Raw genomic sequence first — 20,073 nt, forward strand, 5'->3', positions numbered from 1 at the left:
CTAAAAAAAAATATTAAAAATTTGACATAAAAAAACCGAGCTATTGCTAACTCGGTTAATTCTTATTTTAAATATATAATTCTAAAGTCTTAATACTTAATACTTCAGTCTTAATACTTACTTAACTTCTTCGTAATCTACGTCTTGAACGTTGTCACCTTCTGGAGCGTTATCTTGTGGTTGAGCACCTTGTGCTTGACCAGCATCTCCTTGAGCGTACATTGCTTCAGTTGCAGTTTTCCAAGCAGCATTGATGTTATCAAGTGCAGTTTGAATTGCAGTAACGTCTTGGTTAGCGTGTGCCAATCTCAATTCAGTTAATGCCATTTCAATTGTCGTTTTGTGAGCGTCAGTTAATTTGTCACCCAATTCTTTCAATTGACTTTCTGTTTGGAAAATCATAGAATCAGCTTCGTTTAACTTCTCTGCTCTTTCACGAGCTAATTTATCAGCACCAGCGTTAGCTTCTGCGTCTTTTTTCATTTGCTCGATTTCGTCAGCTGTCAATCCAGAAGAAGCTTCGATACGAATATCGTGAGATTTTCCTGTTCCTTTGTCAGTAGCCGAAACTTTGATGATACCATTTGCATCAATATCAAAAGTAACCTCAATTTGAGGAACTCCTCTTGGTGCTGGTGGAATACCGTCTAAGTGAAAACGACCGATTGTTTTGTTATCAGTAGCCATCGCTCTTTCTCCTTGCAAAACGTGAATTTCAACCGATGGTTGAGAATCAGCAGCTGTAGAGAACACTTGTGATTTTTTAGTTGGAATAGTTGTGTTAGACTCGATTAATTTAGTCAATACACCACCCATAGTTTCGATTCCTAAAGATAAAGGTGTAACGTCAAGTAACAATACATCTTTTACATCTCCAGATAAAACTCCACCTTGGATAGCAGCTCCAATAGCAACAACTTCATCAGGATTAACTCCTTTAGATGCTTTTTTACCAAAGAATTTTTCTACTTCGTCAGCGATTCTTGGCATACGAGTTGAACCTCCTACAAGAATAACTTCGTCAATATCAGAAACAGATAAACCTGCATCTTTTAATGCTTTAGCAACTGGTTCCATAGAACGTTTTACTAAAGAATCAGTTAATTTTTCGAACTGAGAACGAGATAATTTTTTAACTAAGTGTTTTGGTCCTGAAGCCGTAGCTGTAACGTATGGCAAGTTGATTTCAGTTTCTGAAGAAGAAGACAATTCAATCTTCGCTTTTTCAGCAGCTTCTTTCAAACGTTGCAATGACATTGGATCCAAACGTAAGTCAATACCTTCTTCAGCTAAGAAATCTTTTGCTAACCAGTCAATAATTTCATGGTCAAAATCATCTCCACCTAAGTGTGTATCTCCGTTTGTAGACAATACTTCAAAAACTCCGTCTCCTAATTCAAGGATAGAAATATCAAAAGTACCACCACCTAAATCGTAAACCGCAATTTTTTGGTCTGAACCTTTTTTATCTAATCCGTAAGCAAGTGCAGCTGCAGTTGGCTCATTGATGATACGCATTACTTTAAGACCTGCAATTTCACCCGCTTCTTTCGTAGCTTGACGTTGTGCATCATTAAAGTAAGCAGGAACAGTAATAACTGCTTCAGTAACTGTTTGACCTAAATAGTCTTCAGCTGTTTTTTTCATTTTTTGAAGAGTCATTGCTGACAATTCTTGAGCCGTATATAAACGTCCATCAATATCCACACGTGGCGTATTGTTGTCTCCTTTTACGATTTTGTACGACATTCTTTTAGCTTCACCTGTAGTTTCAGCAAAATTTTGTCCCATAAAACGTTTGATAGAAGCAATTGTTTTGGTAGGATTAGTTACTGCTTGTCTTTTTGCAGGATCTCCTACTTTAATTTCGCCACCTTCAACAAAAGCGATGATTGATGGTGTTGTTCTTTTTCCTTCTGCATTAGGAATTACAACTGCTTCATTTCCTTCCATTACAGACACACATGAATTTGTTGTTCCTAAGTCAATACCAATTATTTTACCCATTGTATATAATTTAATTTAATAATTTTTTTTATTATTCACTTAAAAGCAATCATTGTGCCATTGAAAATAATCCTATGAATTGTCAGTTTTATTAATTTACAAATCAATTTTTGCTGACAAGTTGACATTTTTACGCACGTTAAGGAATAAAAACAATGTGAACTGGCGAACAAATTTGAATCTTCCTCGGCAAAGGTGACAACATTCCCGAAATTATATCTCTTCTAAACACCTGTATTTCATTTGAATTTTGATTGGCAACCAGTAAAAATGCTCCAGTGGGATCAATAGCAAAATCTCTTGGTCCTTTTCCACCTGATGGAACACTTGCTTTATAATTCAATCTTCCATCTGCTTGAACGGTAAAAATGGTAATGTCATTCACACTTCCTCTATTGGTAGCGTACAAATATTTGCCGTCAGGCGAAAAGTGAAGGGCTGCTCCACCAATTATTCCTTTAAAATCATCATCCACAATTTGAGTTTCCTCCAACTTGCGCAAAATTCCGTCTTGGTAATTGAATACAATCATTCCACCATCCAATTCCTGGAGTAGATATACAAACTTGCCGTTAGGACTGAATGTCAAATGCCTTGGACCTGCTCCTCTTTTTAGCGAAACACTGTCTTTAATGGTCAATACTTCTTGCTCCGAAGTTGGATTGTAATTGTAAATGTAAATTTTATCTGTTCCTAAATCTGTCGCTAAAACATATTTGTTGTCCGGTGAAAACTGCACTTGATGAACGTGTGAAGCAGATTGTCTATCTGGATTTTTACTTTTCCCTTTGTGCAAAATAACTTGCGAAGCTGCATTTAAACTTCCCGTTTTTGATTTTTTAAAAACACTTATCGAACCACTGGAATAATTGGCTACCACTACATTTTTGTCGTCATTAATAATATGACATGGATCCGAACCTGCTGCTTCTTGTTTATTGAGCAACTTTATGGAACTGCTAGCTTTGTCATACTTAAAACTCGAAACCGTACTTTCTGCACCATTTTCATTGACAGCGTAAATAATTTTGCCATCTGCCGTAACAGACATATAACTTGGATTCACTACATTGCTGGATTGTTCATACAAAGAAGTATTTCCAGTATTCAAATCTAAATCAAAAACGTAAATACCATCACTTTTGCAGGTGTTGGTGTAAGTACCCACTAAAAATTTTAAGTTAGTTTCTTGTGCATTAGCGATGCCAAAACAAATCAAAACTAATATGTATAAACTATTTTTCCACATAAATACTTTCTTTTAAAAGACAAATTTATACTCTTCCCTCCTATTCCGAATGATTATTAACGAACATTTACTCTTTTTATGATTTTCAATTAATTTTGCAAGCCTACAAAATAAAAAGTAGTATTTTTGACACACAAAATTCAGTTGCTTTTCTGAAAAAACCCATTTAAGTAAACTATAAGGTAGAATGCAATTTAAAAATCCCGAAATTCTTTATTTTTTATTCCTATTGCTTATTCCAATTTTGGTTCATTTATTCCAATTGCGTCGATTTAAGAAGGAATATTTTACCAATGTTCAATTTTTAAAGGAATTAAGTCTTCAAACCCGCAAAAGTTCACAAATCAAGAAATGGCTTTTATTAGCTACCCGTCTTTTAATTTTAACAGCGTTGATTTTTGCCTTTGCACAACCTTTTTTTGCCGCCAAAGACGAAAATGCAAGTACAAATGAAACTTATATCTTAGTTGATAATTCGTTTAGTATGCAAGCTCAAGGCCAGAACGGCCCATTATTAAAAAGAGTCATGGAAGATTTACAGCAGCACCTTCCTGAAAATCAAAACTTTTCGCTCCTCACAAGCACCGAAAATTACTGGGAAACAGATGTAAAATCAATACAGAAAGAAATTCAAAATTTAGAGTATAGTGCTTCCGAATTTTCTTTGAACCAAGTGCTTTCTCAAATTAAATCTAAAAAGTCGCCATTCCAAAAGGACATTATCATCATTTCTGATTTTATTAATGCGGATGCAAATGCGTTAGATAAAATAAATAGTGCGTTTAATACTTTTGTAATTCCACTACAAGCAGAGAAGAAAGCCAACATCTCCATTGACAGTGTTTTTATCAAAGAAACCACCGATAAATTCTATGAAGTTGGAATTCAGTTGACCAACTACGCCACCGAAAAAACCGAAATACCTCTCGGGATTTACAACGAGAGTAAACTCATTGCAAAATCAGTTGTTAAATTTGAAACTGCAAAAAAAGTTGTATTCTTCACACTTCCTAAACTAGCGTTTAACGGTTTTGCATCCATTGATGACAACGCGCTTACCTACGACAATCAACTCTATTTCAGTATTTCGGAACCAAAAAAAATCAATGTATTAAGCATTGGAGCAACCGATAAAAGTACATTTTTATCCAAGATTTATACGGAATCAGAATTTAATTATGTAAATGTTGAACTTACTGCCTTAAATTATAATCTATTGGAAAAGCAAGAGGTTATTATTGTCAATGAACTTTCTTCGATTCCACAATCCTTGCAAACTACGCTTACTGATTTTGCCAAAAAAGACGGCAACATCATTTTTATTCCTTCTGCAGCATCCAATGTAGAAGAATTAAATAATTGGTTTAGAAGTGTTGGGACCATTCACTATTCTAAAATTGAAAATACCAAAAAGTTGATTACCAAAATCTCTTTTTCACATCCATTATTTAAAAATGTTTTTGAAAAAAATGTGACTAATTTTCAGTTTCCATCCGTAAATAATTATTTCCGTGTAAACACAACTGCAGCTCCAGTCTTACGTTTTGAAGACGAAGCGCCATTTCTTTCTGCAATTGGAAAAGTGTTTGTTTTTGCCGCACCTTTGAATAAGGAAAATGGTAATTTTCAGAATTCGCCTTTAATCGTTCCTACTTTTTATAATATGGCGCAAAATTCAAATCGCTCTGGAATTTCTGCAATGCAAATCGGATTTGAAAATGCATTAACTGTTGACGCAAAATTACAGAAAGAGGAGATTTTAAAAGTCCGTAAAAGTAATTCATCGGAAGCAACGGATTTTGTACCTTCGCAGCAAATTAAAAACAATAAAGTGCTGCTGACTTTTGACAATGCTCCATCCGAATCTGGAAATTATGGCATCTACCAAAATGAAAAAATACTGCAAAATATAAGTTTTAATTATCCGCGAACTGAAAGTAATTTAAATGATGCTGTTGTTAATTTGAGTAACTATAACGTTGCAACATCAATAGAATCCATCATCGATACTTTACAAACCAATCGCACCAATAATGAAATTTGGAAATGGTTTGCTGTTTTGACCTTACTTTTATTAATCACGGAATTGTTTATTCAAAAATTTGTAAAATGAATGTAATCCTGCGAAAAGCAAAAATAATTGATGCTAAAAGTGTCTTTCACAACCAAATTATGGATGTTGAGATTACGGATGGGATTATTAAATCAATTGACAAAAGTCTCGGAAATCCAAACAATATACAAGAAATTGCATTACCCGATTTACATATTTCTACCGGTTGGTTTGATACAAGTGTCTGCTTTGGAGAACCCGGTTTTGAAGATCGAGAAACCATTGCCAACGGGTTAAACGTAGCAGCAAGAAGTGGTTTTACAGGTGTAGCACTCCAACCCAATTCCACTCCTAGTATTGATAATCAGTCACAAATTAATTTTGTAAAATTAAAAAGCAATGGATTTGCAACGTCACTGTATCCTATTGGAGCGCTTACAAAGAATAGCGATGGAAAAGATTTAGCGGAATTATTTGATATGAAAAATGCTGGAGCTGTTGCATTTGGCGATTACAATTCAACTATTGACAACTCTAATTTATTAAAGATTGCGTTGCAATATGCCGCCGACTTTGATGCATTGGTCATTGCCTTTTCGCAAGATTCAACAATTAAAGGTTCGGGCGTTGTGAATGAAGGAATTGTTTCCACTCGATTGGGCTTAAAAGGAATTCCCGCTTTAGCCGAAGAATTGCAAATTGTCAAAAATTTATTTGTCCTTGAATATACCGGCGGAAAAATGCACATTCCAACTATTTCTACGGCAAAGTCAGCTCAGTTAATTCGAGAGGCCAAAGCGAAAGGCTTGAATGTAACATGCAGCGTTTCGGTACATCATTTGGTTTTAACCGATCAAAAACTGGAAACATTTGACACACGATTTAAAGTTTCGCCTCCTTTACGAATTGAAAGCGACCGACTCGCATTAATTGAAGCAGTAAAAGACGGTACAATTGATGTGATCACTTCGGACCACAATCCGATGGACATTGAACACAAGAAAATGGAATTTGACTTGGCAAAAAATGGAACTATAGGTCTAGAATCTGCTTTTGGCGCTTTAATGACTGTTTTGCCAATTGAAGACATCATCGAAAAATTAACAGCAGGAAGGTCCTTGTTTTTAGGAATCGAACAAGCAATTGAAATTGATAAACCTGCAAATATTTCATTGTTTTCTGCAAAAGTTAATTACACTTTTTCAAAATCTGACATTTTATCAAAATCAAAAAATAGTGCTTTCCTTGGCACAGAATTGCAAGGTAAAGCACATGGAATTTACAATAATAATCAACTCGTTTTAGCATAACTATGGATACGATTCAAGAAGGAAAAAAAATAGCAACTATAAGTTATATTACTATAATAGGTACAATTGTAGCTGCAACGATGAATAGTGATGCTAAAAACACATTTGCCGCTTTTCATGTCAGACAATCATTGGGAATTTTTATAACCTTTTTTGGCTTTGGATACATCATCGGATATTTTAACAGCTGGATGATTACCTCTGCCTTTTGGGTGTTTATATTTGTACTTTGGATGTACGGATTTTTAGGCGCTTTAGAAGGGAAAGCCCGATTGGTGCCGCTTGTTGGACCACTTTATCAAAAATTATTTAAAGGAATTAATTAAGCATGAAATTAACATTAGAATACCTTATAAGAGAACCAAAGATAAAAGCCGAAAAAAATCCTTTGATCTTATTATTGCATGGTTACGGTAGCAATGAACAAGATTTATTTTCTTTTGCAAGCGAGCTTCCTGACGAATATTATGTTATCGCGGCGCGAGCGCCTTATGACTTGCAATATGGAAGTTATGCATGGTACGCAATCAATTTTGATGGAAATCAAAACAAATTTTCTGATGATGTGCAAGCTGTAGCATCACGAGATCTAATAGCGACATTTATTGACGAATTAGTCCTAAACTACCCAATAGATGCAAAGCAAGTTGCATTATTAGGTTTCAGCCAAGGAACCATCTTAAGTTATGCTGTGGCACTTTCCTATCCTGAAAAAGTACAAAGGGTAATTGCATTAAGCGGTTACATCAATGAAGAAATTATAGCTAAAGATTACAGAAATAACGATTTCTCTAATTTACAAATATTTGTATCACACGGCTCTGTTGATCAAGTAATTCCGGCAAGTTGGGCTAGAAAAGCACCTGGAATTTTAAATGCTTTGGCCATACCAAATACCTATCAAGAATATGAAGTAGGTCACGGCGTTGCTCCACAAAACTTTGCCGATTTAAAGAATTGGTTACAAAAAACAAAAAGTTCCATTTAGGAACTTTTTTTTTTTAGCGTTTTGGGTAAATCACTGTTTCTGCAACTTCAAAGGAAACGGTTTTATCGTCGTTGATAAAATACTTTATAAGTACTTCTCCCCAAGTTGTACCATTATTAAAATCAGCAATAATCCAACGGTGGTTGAGCACTTTTACTTTATTTATAATAAATTTTCGTTCTGAAATTTTATCAAATCCTGTGTATGGATTTCCGTCTGGTTGATCATTAAAAGCTACTAATTGGTCTTTAAGAAAAGGAATCAACTTCTGATGAGCTAGAAATTCGCCTGTGGTTTTATCTTCAAAATAATTTTGTGCATTGTCATTGGTTTCCAGAGAAAAATAATCAGCGTCAAATAAATTGTTGTTCAAAACTTGAATAGAATCGTGCATTTTTTTGTCCAACTTTTCATAGCGCTCTTTTTCAAATTTCTGATCTTTTGTAAACCAAGCGTACGTAAAAACATTAAATAAACCAGCTAAAACTACAAGGTAAAGTAGAATTGATTTTTTCATATAAAATAATTAAATAGTAATTTCTAAATTATCATAAGCCACAAAAACATTCGGCGGCAGTTCGGATTCAATTGTTTCGTGAAAACCGAAATTATGACTAACGTGTGTAAAATAGGTTTTTTCAGGCTGTACTTTTTCAATAAAGGCAAGTGCTTCTTCTAAATTAAAATGCGTCGGATGTGGTTCCTTTCGCAGTACGTTAATGACTAAAACTTTGACACCCTTTATCTTCTCAATTTCCGCTTCTTCAATGGTTTTGACATCAGTCAAATAGGCAAAATCCCCAATTCGATATCCAAAAACTTGCAAACCACCATGACACGCATTGATTGGAATAACAGCTTGATTGAGAATTGAAAATGGTTCGTTCTTATCCACTGCAATTGGAAGAACAGAAGGAGCTCCAGGATATTTATTTTCGGTTGTAAATATGTAATCAAAACGTCGCGCCAAATTTTCTAAAACCCGCGGATGACCATAAACTGGAATATCCCCTTGTTTAAAATAAAAGGGACGAATATCATCCAATCCCGCGGTATGATCTGCATGTTCGTGTGTAAAAAGTAAAGCATCCATTCGGTTGCAACCTGAGGCTAACATCTGCATACGGAAATCGGGACCACAATCAATTACGATTGAAAAGTTTTCATTGTAGACCCAAACAGCAACTCTGAGCCGTTTATCTCTCGAATCCAAACTATTACATACCGCATCTGTACATCCAATAACTGGAATGCCTTGAGAAGTTCCTGTACCTAAAAAATAAACGTTCAAAAGTAATAATTTTATGCAAAAATAAGATAAAATTGGTTCATTAACGGCCTATTTTGTTAACTTTGTATCTACTAAAATGCAACTTATTTTCATGGATACTGAAATAATATTGAAAGGTGATAGAGTCATCGAACAAATTCCTTCTATAAAAGACAAAGCGCTTCGAATTAATTTGAACGAAAACATTTACGGCACGTTTGCTGAAATTGGTGCGGGTCAAGAAACCGTACGACACTTCTTTAGAACGGGTGGTTCATCAGGTACAATTGCAAAAGCAATGTCGGCTTATGACAAAGATTTTAGTGATGCGGTCTATGGAGTTGAAGAAGACGGAAGATATGTAACAGAAAGTCGTTTGAAGAAAATGCTTTCGCACGAAGTCAACTTAATTGAAGCTCGTTTAAATAGAGAGAAGCATCCTCATAAAATGTTTTTTAGCTATGCGAATACGGTTGCTACTATCGACTTTGCCAAGCAATTTAAAGGACACGGTTGGGTTGGAATTAAGTATCAATTGGACGCCAGTCAAGAATACAATGAAATTATAATCCACATCCGTTTTAAGGAAATGGATGCACGTTTGCAACAAGAAACTTTAGGTGTTTTAGGTGTGAACTTGATTTATGGTGCTTATTATAAGTATAACGATCCTAAAAGATTGCTTCGCTACTTATACGATCATTTGGATAAAGACCAATTGGAAATTGATACCATAAATTTCTCCGGACCTTTATTTGCAGATGTAGACAATCGATTGATGAGTTTACAATTGGTAAAAAATGGAATGACTGATGCAGTAATGTTCAACCCTGAGGGGCAAAACATTTTACCAGCCTCCATTTTATATAAAAAAAATATCCTTGCTTTACGAGGAAGTTTCCGTCCAGTTACCAAAGTAAATATTGATATGTATGAAAAATCATATAAAATGTTTATTGAAGAAAATAAGGTGGATGAAAAAAATACGTTAGTAATTTTTGAAATTACGCTGTCTAATCTGCGATCTGAAGGTGAAATTGATGAACGTGATTTCATGGATCGAGCAGAATTGCTTTGCTCATTAGGTCATACCGTGATGATTTCAAATTTTCAGGAATATTATAAAGTAGTAGAATACTTCTCCAATTACACCAAAGCGCGTATGGGATTAGCCATGGGTGTAAATAATTTAATCGATATTTTTGACGAGAAATATTACCGTCACTTGAGCGGTGGAATTCTAGAAGCTTTCGGAAAGTTATTTTACAGAGATTTAAAAGTATTTTTGTACCCTATGCTTGACGAAGAAGGAACTCTAATTACATCAGAGAATCTAAAAGTGCATCCTAGAATGAAAGAATTGTATAAATTCTTTAAATTCAATGGAAAAGTAATTGACATAGAAGACATTGATAATGAAGATTTGCAAATTTTCTCTCGTGAAGTGCTTAAAATGATCAGCAAAGGAAAACCCGGTTGGGAGGAAATGCTTCCAAGAGGTATTGCAGAAATTATAAAGCAACACCATTTGTTTGGCTTTGGTGAAACTAAAACGCTTGAAAAAACAAGCTAAGATTGAACGTTAAAATAAAAATCTCCAACACTTTAGTAAGTTTTGGAGATTTTTTTTTGGACAATTAACTATACAAATTGTTGCAGTGATCCTGCATCTATACTGTCGTGTGAAGCATCATAAACCGCTTTTCCTTGTTTTAAAACAATCATTTGAGGCGATTGATGCGTTACTCCAAAGCGTTCTGCTATTGCATTCGAAATGGGACGGTATTCTATTAAATCCAAAAAATAAATATCCATTTGATCTGCCGGAATACCGTAGGTGTTTTCAAACTGTTTTAATACAAAACGACTGATACTGCATCGCGTACTGTGTTTAAACAATACTACTGTCTTCTCCTTCGATGCTTGTTCTGCAGCATCCAAGTCTTCCATTGATTCTAGATATTTCCAATCTAATTTTGAAGATGGTTTCTCTTCACTTTTTCCAAACATTCCTCCAAATATACCCATTTTGTCATTTTTTATGCCAATTTGTCATTAAATTCAAAGTCGTATCTAGCAATTTGGCGCTAAATTCACATTGGACTATAAATTGACGTTCTATTATCAAAGTTAAAAAATATTAATTTAATTATAATACACAACATATGAACATTAACAATTTTACAATCAAATCTCAAGAGGCGATTCAAAAAGCGCAAATGTTAACGCAAATAAACGGGCAACAACAGATTGAGAATGAACACATTTTGAAAGGTATTTTTGAAGTAGATGAAAATGTGGCGCCTTACCTACTTAAAAAACTCAATGTTAACGTTGATTTATTCAAGCAGATTTTGGATAGAATGATTGAATCATTTCCTAAAGTTTCTGGTGGCGATATCAATCTTTCGCGTGAAGCAAATGCAACACTGAATGAAGCAGAAATTATTGCTAAAAAAGGAAATGACGAATACGTTTCCATAGAGCATTTAATTTTAGCCATTTTTCAATCTAAAAGTAAAGTAGCTCAAGCGTTAAAAGACCAAGGCGTTACTAAAAAAGCTCTAGAAAGTGCCATTGAAGAATTGCGCAAAGGTGAACGGGTAACTTCGCAATCTGCTGAGGAAACTTACAATGCGCTAAATAAATATGCCCAGAACTTAAATGAATTGGCGCGAAACGGAAAACTAGATCCTGTAATTGGTCGTGATGAAGAAATCAGACGGGTTTTACAGATTTTAACTAGGAGAACCAAAAACAATCCGATGTTAGTAGGAGAACCTGGAGTTGGTAAAACCGCCATTGCCGAAGGTTTAGCACACAGAATTGTAGATGGCGACGTTCCTGATAACTTAAAAGACAAAATTGTTTTTTCTTTAGATATGGGCGCTTTAATTGCCGGAGCAAAATTTAAGGGAGAATTTGAAGAACGCTTAAAATCAGTGGTCAAAGAAGTAACTTCTGCCGAAGGCGACATTGTTTTATTTATTGATGAAATCCATACCTTAGTTGGTGCTGGAGGTGGTGATGGCGCGATGGATGCGGCAAATATTCTAAAACCGGCTTTAGCCCGTGGCGAATTAAGAGCAATTGGTGCAACAACTTTAGATGAATACCAAAAGTATTTTGAAAAAGACAAAGCGTTAGAACGTCGTTTCCAAAAAGTGATGGTGGATGAACCGGACACAGAAAGTGCCATTTCAATTTTACGTGGGATTAAAGAAAAATATGAAACACATCACAAAGTTCGTATCAAAGACGATGCAATTATTGCAGCCGTAGAACTTTCGCAACGTTATATTACTAACCGATTTCTTCCAGATAAAGCGATTGACTTGATGGACGAAGCGGCTTCCAAATTACGTATGGAAATCAATTCAAAACCAGAGGAATTAGATGTTTTGGATCGAAAAATCATGCAATTAGAAATTGAAATTGAAGCGATAAAACGTGAGAATGACGAAAATAAACTCAAAGTATTGCATCTGGATTTGGCCAATTTAAAAGAAGATCGTAACATCATTTTTACCAAATGGAAAAGCGAAAAGGACGTTGTAGATAACATTCAAACGGTAAAAACAGAAATTGAAGACTTAAAATTTGAAGCTGAAAAAGCAGAACGTGAAGGCGATTACGGAAAAGTAGCGGAAATTCGGTACGGAAAAATGAAGGAAACGCAGGAGCGTTTGGATGAATTACAAAAAGATTTGGCAGAAAATCAGAACGAACATTCTTTGATCAAAGAAGAAGTAACCCGTGAAGATATTGCTGAAGTGGTAGCAAAATGGACCGGTATTCCAGTCATGAAAATGTTACAAGGTGAACGTGAAAAATTGCTGAATTTAGAAAACGAATTGCATTTGCGTGTTGTAGGTCAAGAAGAAGCGATTGAAGCGGTCTCAGATGCCGTTCGAAGAAGTCGTGCTGGATTGCAAGATTTGAAAAAACCTGTCGGAACGTTTTTATTTTTAGGCACAACAGGAGTTGGAAAAACAGAATTAGCAAAAGCACTGGCTGAATATTTATTTGATGATGAAAATGCAATGACGCGAATTGACATGAGTGAATATCAAGAACGCCACAGCGTGAGTCGATTGGTTGGAGCACCTCCGGGATATGTAGGTTATGATGAAGGTGGACAATTGACAGAAGCCGTTCGAAGAAAACCGTATTCTGTAATTCTTTTAGATGAAATAGAAAAAGCGCATCCAGACACCTTTAATATATTGTTACAAGTCTTGGATGAAGGTCGATTGACCGATAATAAAGGGCGTCTCGCTGATTTTAAAAATGCGATTATCATCATGACTTCGAATATGGGAAGTGCAATTATTCAAGAAAAATTTGAAAAGGAAAACCTTAAAAAAGGACTTGATCAAGCTATTGAAGAAGCTAAAGTTGAAGTGTTGTCATTATTGAAACAGACGGTTCGACCAGAATTCATCAACAGAATTGACGAAATCGTGATGTTTACACCTTTGACTCAAAGTAATATCCAAAAAATTGTTGGATTACAATTGAAATCAGTAAGCAAGATGTTGGGTTTACAAGGAATCACTTTTGATGCAACTCCCGAAGCTGTAGCTTACTTATCAGAAAAAGGTTTTGATGCTGAATTTGGCGCCAGACCTGTGAAAAGAGTAATTCAAAGAGATGTATTAAATCCATTATCGAAAGAGATTTTGAGCAGTACAATTTCGACAGAAAGTATTATTTTACTTGATGCCTTTGATGGAAAATTGGTTTTCAGAAATCAATAACAACTTGTTTTAAGATAAAAATCCGTCTCGAAAATGTGTTTTCGAGACGGATTTATTTTTTTAGAAATTATTCTTACATTCTAATGGTAAAGACATCCATTGGATTTCGCACTTTTTTCATTGTAGCCAACCAATCGCGCTCTTTGTCACTATAACCAACGTAAAGAAGGCAAACACTTTTCAGCCCTTTTTCTGGTAATCCTAAAACAGTATCCACCAATTTATTATCAAATCCTTCCGCAGGCGTAGAATCAATTTTAAGTTCGGCAGCTTGCGCCAAAGCCATTCCTAAACCAATATAGGATTGTTTAGCGGCATGAATAAAGTGTTCTTCTTTAGGCTGTTTTGCATACATTTCTTTAAGTTTGTCCGTGTATGAGTCAAAACGACCTTTGGGCAAATTTCGTTCTTCTGTAGTTCTATCGTAAATTGCATCAATTCTTTCTGGTGTGTATTCATCCCAAGCGGCAAATACTAAAACGCAAGACGCTTCCACCATACATTCTGGATTAAGCGATCCTATAGCTAGTTTTTTACGCAACTCTTTATCTTCAACAACGATCACTCTAAATTGCTGCAAACCTGATGATGTTGGCGCTAAACGAGTTGCTTCTAAAATTTTAGTAAGGTTTTCTTCACTTACTTTTTTCTCTGGAAGGTAAGCTTTTGTGGCGTGGCGCCAATTCAAATCTTCTATTAATGACATAGATTTAGTTTTATACAATTAATATTATTCTCTGTTTTTTAAAAATACAAAACTTTTAGAGATGGGAGATTTAAAATTATATTAAATAAAAAATAATTATTGCATCACTAATTCGTTTTTTTATAACTCCAAACGGCAAAACCATTAATTGCGAAAGCATAAATTGCAATTATTACTAATTGACTTTTTATATCATTAAACCCTGCTCCTTTTAGCATAACCATTCTTATGACTTCAACAAAATAGCGAATAGGATTTAATAACGTTACTTTTTGAGCCCAACTTGGCATGCTTTCAATTGGTGTAAAAAGTCCACTCATTAAGATAAAAATCACCGTAAAAAACCACGCAATAAACATCGCTTGTTGTTGGGTCTCGGTATGATTGGAAATGAATAATCCGATGCCTAAAATAAGAATTAGATAAATGGAAGTAAATAAGTATATCAAAAAAATATTTCCTAAAATCGGAACGTTAAAGAGTACTTTGGCAATAATCAACCCGACAGTTAAAATTACTAAGCCTAAAATCCAAAATGGAAATAATTTCCCGATGATGAATTGGTGTTTTTTAATGGGAGTTACATTAATCTGTTCTAAAGTACCCATTTCCTTTTCGCGAACAATGTTCATGGATGACAAGAATAAAGACAACATAGTTACAATTAAAACTAAAATTCCGGGTACCATAAAGATTTTATAATTTAGATTTTTGTTGTACCAAAACGATGGAATAGTAAGAATGTTTTCAGGCTGTACTTCGTTACCTTGATTATAGATTTGCAATCGCATTTTTATGGATTGATTAAAACTCGATATAATTTGTGTGATATACACATTTGAAACTCCAGCAGCTGCTCCATCAATCGCATTAATGCTCACTGAAAGATTGGTATAATTTTGTTTTATTAAATTGCGTTCAAAATGAATTGGGATTTCCAGAATTACGTCTACATTTCCTTTTTGCATTTGAAGGTTGGCTTCTTTTTTACTTGGAAATTCGGCAATTATATCAAAATAATCGGATGATTGAAATGTACGGATCAACTCGCGAGAAGCGGCTGAATGATCGTGATCAACATATGAAAATTTAATATTTTTTACTTCAAAACTTGCAGCATTTGATAAAATGACCAATTGCAGTAAAGGCAAAATAAATATAATAGGAAGCATACTTTTATTTCTAAAAATTTGCTTGAACTCTTTTTGAATTATGAATAGAATTATTTTCACATTGCGAGTATTAAGATGGAAGTGTTGAGATAATTAATTTTGGAACACCGATTTGAGAAAATAGAGCAATTTTAATACTCTTTTTTGATACGGATTTTCTATTATCATTGATATTTGAAATTATTAGTGGTATCTCCTACTCTAATCTGATTTTGTACTTTTTAATACTAACTGATATAAACAACAGAGTCATTCCTACGAGAATCAGCGTTTCTTTCCAAATTATAGAAAATCCTGCACCTTTGAGCATGATTGCTTTTATAATGATAATAAACCATTTTGCGGGAATAATGTTACTGATGATTTGCAATGGCAAAGGCATACTCGAAATGGGAAAGATGAATCCAGACAGTAATATGACAGGCAACATCAAGCCAAAAAGCGATATCATCATAGCGGTTTGTTGCGAATTGGACAAAGTTGAAATCAAAATACCGAGGCTCAAGGCACAGATAATAAACAACACACTTTCAACAGCCAATAAAAATAAACTGCCTTCAATAGGCATTTTAAAAACAAAATAGCCTAAAAGTAAAATCACTGCTGCGTTAATAATGGACAAAAAAATGTACGGAAACACTTTTCCAATAATTACTTGAATCGGTTTAATGGGCGAAACCAGTAACACTTCCATCGTTCCCATTTCCTTTTCTCTAGTAATTGAAATAGACGTCATCATAGCCGAAACCAACATTAAAATAACAGTCATAACTCCTGGAACAAAGGTGAAAACACTTTTCAGTTCTGGGTTGTAAAATAGTTGTGTTTGCGTTTCTATTTGATGCTTTTGATTGTTGATTTTATTTTTGTCTTGCATGTAATTTTGCAACATTGCAGTAACATAATTAGAAATTGTATTAGCAATATTGGGATCCGTAGCATCCGTAATTACCTGCACTTTTGCATTTTTTTCGGTTTGCAATTGTTTGATAAAATCATTCTCAAAAACCAAAACCGCCTTTACTTTACCTCTTTTAAAAACCGCTTCAATTTGTGATTCTGAACTTAATTCTTGTTCGATATCAAAATAGGTAGAATTGCTGATTTTTTGAATAATCTTTTGCGTTTCAGTATCTTTTGACTTGTCTAGAACGGCAATTTTAACGTTATTAATTTCGTTTGTTATGGCAAAACCGAACAACATAATTTGTGCTATCGGCATTCCAAAAAGAATGAACATAGAACGTTTGTCACGAAAAATGTGATAGAATTCTTTCCTTACAAAACCGATGAATCTTTTCATTTTTTCAATTTTTAACAGTAAAGTCCGCAAAGGTTTACGCGATCTTCGCAATGTTTTAATTTTTAGGAAAACAGATTTAAGAAATTTGAGAAATCAGTAAAATCCATACTCTTTTAAAATCTTATTACTATTCTATATTCCGCGCCAACTTCAAAAACACATCATTCATTGAATTTACCTTGAATTGTTGTTTTAGGTTTTTTGGCGTATCCAAGGCTTCGATCACGCCGTCAACCATTATAGAAACGCGGTCGCAATATTCGGCTTCGTCCATATAATGCGTGGTTACAAAAATTGTAGTTCCTTTGTGGGCTTGTGTATAAATCATTTCCCAAAATTGCCTTCTGGTAATGGGATCAACACCTCCAGTGGGTTCGTCTAAAAAAACAATTTTTGGCTCATGCAGCAAAGCTACCGAAAACGACAGCTTCTGCTTCCAACCCAATGGCAGTGCACCCACTAAATTATTGGCTACATTTTGCATTTCTAGTTCTTCAACTAATTGAATCGACTTTTCTTTAATCTGCTTCCGCGATAAGCCGTAAATTCCACCGAAAAACGTAATGTTTTCATTTACCGTTAAATCATCGTACAAAGAAAATTTCTGACTCATGTACCCAATATTCATCTTTACTAAATCGGATTGCGTAGCAACATCTAATCCAGCAACAATCGCTTTTCCTGAAGTAGGATTTGAGATACCAATCAGCATTTTCATCGCCGTAGTTTTGCCTGCACCATTAGCTCCTAGAAATCCAAAAATTTCTCCTTTGTAAACATCAAACGTAATGCCTTTCACTGCAGTGAAATTGCCAAATGTTTTGGTGAGTTTTTCTACTTGTATGATTTTTTCTTTGTTCATAATAATGATAGATACCTGCAAGGTTTCGAAAACCATGTAGGATAATTACAAGTCCATAAATACATCTTCAATAGTTGTTTCTGCTTTTTTTATTATAATGTCCGAATGATTTTTTTCTTCCAAATACTGTTGTAAATCTTCTGGTTTAAAATCAACATTTTTATCAATGTAATGAATGAATTCTCCAAAAGCATAAACACTATAATGACTTGAATAATTTTTCAAATCATGAATTAATCCGTGTGTATTTTTAGACTGAATATCATAAATTAGTTTTTCATAATTAGCTGTTATTACTTGTGGAGCATCAATTTTTAATATTTTTCCTTTTTGTATCAACGCAATTCTATCACATAAGGAAGCTTCATCCATGTAAGGTGTAGAAACTAAAATGGTAATTCCTTTTAGCTGCAATCGTTTCAGCATTTGCCAAAATTCTTTTCGAGAAACTGGGTCAACACCTGTTGTCGGTTCATCTAAAAACAAAACTTTTGGTGCGTGAATCAATGCACAACACAATGCTAATTTCTGCTTCATTCCACCAGACAATGCTCCTGCTCTTCTGTCTTTGAAAGGTTCAAGTTGAATATAAATGTCTGCAATTAAGGCATAATTTTCAGCAAGTGTAGTTCCAAAAATGGTGGCAAAAAATTCAAGATTTTCTTCAACTGTCAAATCTTGGTACAGTGAAAACTTCCCCGGCATATAACCCACGGAACTCCGAATGGCTTTATAATCTGCAACTACGTCATATTCAGCAACAGTTGCATTTCCTTCATCAGGCATTAAAAGTGTTGTTAGTATTCTGAAAATGGTTGTTTTTCCAGCACCATCAGGACCAATCAATCCAAACAATTCTCCTGAATTTACTTCAAAAGTTACCGCGTCAACTGCTTTGATTTTATTGTACGATTTGGAGATGTTTTGAACTTTTATATTCATTTCAATTGCAATAACAATGGCAATGTCAAAATTCAATTTTTGTACTTGATCTTGACTTTTGCCATTGAAGATGATTTTTGTTATTATTTACTTAATTAACAAGAAGTTGCTATTTTCAGAAGCATCCACCCAATGTTTGATGTTTGGCTCGATTTTTACATAATCGCCTGATTTTAAATTTACCTTCTTGCCTCTTTCATCTTTATAACTTCCGCTACCTGATACACAAACTAATAATGCTGGTACATTTGTGATGTGTTCTGCTAATTGTTTACCTTTCGCAATTTGCAGCGACAGTACCTTATTTTCTGATGGAGCAAATAAAAGTGCCGTTTGAACGTCTTTTACCTCAGTGTGTAATTCTTTTAAATTCATTGCTTTAGTAGTTTGTTGAACTGACGTAGACTTACAACTGGTGAATCCTAAAATGGATACGAAGAGAATTATTTTTTTCATAGTAGTACTTTTTACTGTTTATATAAATTGTAATTGATTTTATTGTTGAAATTGATTCAAAAAATTAATATTGTCTTTGCTATTGAACTAAAGCATTACTTCCGCAGGCATTCCTATTTTTAAGCTTCCATCATTCTTAACGATTACTTTTACAGCGTAAACCAAATTAACCCGTTCTTCCTTAGTTTGAATGATTTTAGGAGTAAATTCTGCCGCAGAAGCAATCCAAGAAATTTTTCCTTTAAAGGTTTTTGTTCCGTCTTTTTCATCGATAGTAACGTTTACTTCTTGTCCGACTTTTATGGATGACAATTGCGTTTCGCTAAAATAAACACGCAAGGTCATTTCGGACAAATCGGCAATTTTATAGATTGGTTTGCCATACGATGTGATTTCGTTGGCCTCTGCATATTGTGCTAAAACAGTTCCCGAAACGGGATTTATAATTTTTGATTTTTTAAGTTGGTCGTTTAATTTTTCAATTTGAACGTCGATCGATTGTACTTCGTTTACAATTGGTGCATTTTGTGTTGCTACACTTTTAATTTGCTGTTGCAATACGTTTACTTTTCCAGAAATTTCGTCTACTTGGCGTTTCGTGGCAGCACTTTCGCTGAACATCGTTTCGATTCGGCTTTGTTCCAATTTGGCTGTTTTCAGTTGTTCTTGCACCACATTGCGTTGTGACAAAACATTTGCTGACTTTGATAGAATCGTATTTTTAGAAGCAAGCAACTGCTGTTTGTTTAAATACAATTGCAGTGTATCAATTTGGCCAATCACCACATTTTTTTCAAGCAGCATGCCTTCATCTAGATTTAAGAACTCAATTTTTCCATTGGCTTCTGCAGAAATCGTAACTTCTGTAGCTTCAAAATTTCCATATGCATCCGCTTCGTTCTCTGCTTTATTGCAAGAAAATAATACAAATGCGATTATAATTGTAACTATATTTTTCATTATATATTTTTATTTTTTTTGACTTTACTACTTTC

18 protein-coding genes are annotated in these 20,073 nt (G+C 34.4%); 6 read left to right on the forward strand and 12 right to left on the reverse strand.

Going from position 1 to position 20,073, the window contains the following annotated elements:
- Positions 1-117 precede the first annotated feature (117 nt).
- Both dnaK and H602_RS0114720 read right to left on the reverse strand, forming a co-directional pair.
- Positions 118-2,007, reverse strand: coding sequence for a molecular chaperone DnaK (gene dnaK / locus H602_RS0114715; RefSeq protein ID WP_026978692.1), 1,890 nt, complete (start codon positions 2,005-2,007; stop codon positions 118-120).
- 139 nt (positions 2,008-2,146) lie between these two features.
- Positions 2,147-3,256 carry a lactonase family protein gene (locus H602_RS0114720; RefSeq protein WP_026978693.1) on the reverse strand — a complete coding sequence of 370 codons (1,110 nt, stop codon included), beginning with the start codon at positions 3,254-3,256 and terminating at the stop codon, positions 2,147-2,149.
- A 187-nt stretch (positions 3,257-3,443) separates the two neighbouring features.
- Between H602_RS0114720 and H602_RS0114725 the strand changes: the two genes are divergently transcribed.
- From H602_RS0114725 to H602_RS0114740, 4 genes are read left to right on the forward strand one after another with little or no spacing between them, the layout of a single operon-like run.
- Positions 3,444-5,369 (forward strand): vWA domain-containing protein, encoded by a 1,926-nt coding sequence (locus tag H602_RS0114725; RefSeq protein ID WP_026978694.1) that lies wholly within the window; start codon positions 3,444-3,446, stop codon positions 5,367-5,369.
- Positions 5,366-6,619: a dihydroorotase gene (locus H602_RS0114730; protein WP_026978695.1), complete on the forward strand. Its 1,254-nt coding sequence runs from the start codon at positions 5,366-5,368 to the stop codon at positions 6,617-6,619. The genes H602_RS0114725 and H602_RS0114730 overlap by 4 nt, the downstream gene beginning before the upstream one ends.
- A gap of 2 nt (positions 6,620-6,621) precedes the next feature.
- The gene (locus tag H602_RS0114735; RefSeq protein WP_026978696.1) at positions 6,622-6,945 is read left to right on the forward strand and encodes a membrane protein; all 324 of its coding nucleotides are present in this window, start codon (positions 6,622-6,624) and stop codon (positions 6,943-6,945) included.
- 2 nt (positions 6,946-6,947) lie between these two features.
- Entirely contained in the window at positions 6,948-7,607 is a 660-nt protein-coding gene (locus H602_RS0114740) for an alpha/beta hydrolase (RefSeq protein WP_026978697.1), read from the forward strand.
- A 13-nt stretch (positions 7,608-7,620) separates the two neighbouring features.
- Here the strand turns inward: H602_RS0114740 and H602_RS0114745 are convergent, their stop codons facing one another.
- The gene (locus H602_RS0114745; protein WP_026978698.1) at positions 7,621-8,124 is read right to left on the reverse strand and encodes a hypothetical protein; all 504 of its coding nucleotides are present in this window, start codon (positions 8,122-8,124) and stop codon (positions 7,621-7,623) included.
- Positions 8,125-8,133: 9 nt separating this feature from the next.
- On the reverse strand, positions 8,134-8,898 hold the full coding sequence (locus H602_RS0114750) for an MBL fold metallo-hydrolase (protein ID WP_026978699.1): 765 nt from the start codon (positions 8,896-8,898) through the stop codon (positions 8,134-8,136).
- Positions 8,899-8,989: 91 nt separating this feature from the next.
- Here H602_RS0114750 and H602_RS0114755 point away from each other — a divergent pair, with 91 nt between their 5' ends.
- Positions 8,990-10,450 carry a nicotinate-nucleotide adenylyltransferase gene (locus tag H602_RS0114755; protein WP_026978700.1) on the forward strand — a complete coding sequence of 487 codons (1,461 nt, stop codon included), beginning with the start codon at positions 8,990-8,992 and terminating at the stop codon, positions 10,448-10,450.
- A gap of 68 nt (positions 10,451-10,518) precedes the next feature.
- Here the strand turns inward: H602_RS0114755 and ytxJ are convergent, their stop codons facing one another.
- Positions 10,519-10,905 carry a bacillithiol system redox-active protein YtxJ gene (ytxJ, locus tag H602_RS0114760; RefSeq protein ID WP_026978701.1) on the reverse strand — a complete coding sequence of 129 codons (387 nt, stop codon included), beginning with the start codon at positions 10,903-10,905 and terminating at the stop codon, positions 10,519-10,521.
- A 137-nt stretch (positions 10,906-11,042) separates the two neighbouring features.
- Here ytxJ and clpB point away from each other — a divergent pair, with 137 nt between their 5' ends.
- Positions 11,043-13,637 carry an ATP-dependent chaperone ClpB gene (gene clpB, locus H602_RS0114765; protein WP_026978702.1) on the forward strand — a complete coding sequence of 865 codons (2,595 nt, stop codon included), beginning with the start codon at positions 11,043-11,045 and terminating at the stop codon, positions 13,635-13,637.
- A gap of 73 nt (positions 13,638-13,710) precedes the next feature.
- Here the strand turns inward: clpB and H602_RS0114770 are convergent, their stop codons facing one another.
- From H602_RS0114770 to H602_RS0114805, 7 genes are all read right to left on the reverse strand, one after another.
- Positions 13,711-14,343 carry a nitroreductase family protein gene (locus H602_RS0114770; protein WP_026978703.1) on the reverse strand — a complete coding sequence of 211 codons (633 nt, stop codon included), beginning with the start codon at positions 14,341-14,343 and terminating at the stop codon, positions 13,711-13,713.
- 107 nt (positions 14,344-14,450) lie between these two features.
- The gene (locus H602_RS0114775) at positions 14,451-15,575 is read right to left on the reverse strand and encodes an ABC transporter permease (protein WP_026978704.1); all 1,125 of its coding nucleotides are present in this window, start codon (positions 15,573-15,575) and stop codon (positions 14,451-14,453) included.
- Between the two features lie 136 nt (positions 15,576-15,711).
- Complete coding sequence (locus tag H602_RS0114780; RefSeq protein WP_026978705.1) at positions 15,712-16,818, reverse strand: ABC transporter permease; 1,107 nt, start codon at positions 16,816-16,818, stop codon at positions 15,712-15,714.
- 127 nt (positions 16,819-16,945) lie between these two features.
- Entirely contained in the window at positions 16,946-17,680 is a 735-nt protein-coding gene (locus tag H602_RS0114785; RefSeq protein ID WP_084404273.1) for an ABC transporter ATP-binding protein, read from the reverse strand.
- Between the two features lie 45 nt (positions 17,681-17,725).
- Entirely contained in the window at positions 17,726-18,622 is an 897-nt protein-coding gene (locus H602_RS0114790; protein ID WP_026978707.1) for an ABC transporter ATP-binding protein, read from the reverse strand.
- 87 nt (positions 18,623-18,709) lie between these two features.
- Complete coding sequence (locus tag H602_RS0114800; protein ID WP_245574953.1) at positions 18,710-19,078, reverse strand: cupin domain-containing protein; 369 nt, start codon at positions 19,076-19,078, stop codon at positions 18,710-18,712.
- An 87-nt stretch (positions 19,079-19,165) separates the two neighbouring features.
- Positions 19,166-20,038 carry an HlyD family secretion protein gene (locus H602_RS0114805; RefSeq protein ID WP_026978709.1) on the reverse strand — a complete coding sequence of 291 codons (873 nt, stop codon included), beginning with the start codon at positions 20,036-20,038 and terminating at the stop codon, positions 19,166-19,168.
- Positions 20,039-20,073 lie beyond the last annotated feature (35 nt).

Source organism: Flavobacterium tegetincola DSM 22377, assembly GCF_000425485.1.
GTDB lineage: Bacteria > Bacteroidota > Bacteroidia > Flavobacteriales > Flavobacteriaceae > Flavobacterium > Flavobacterium tegetincola.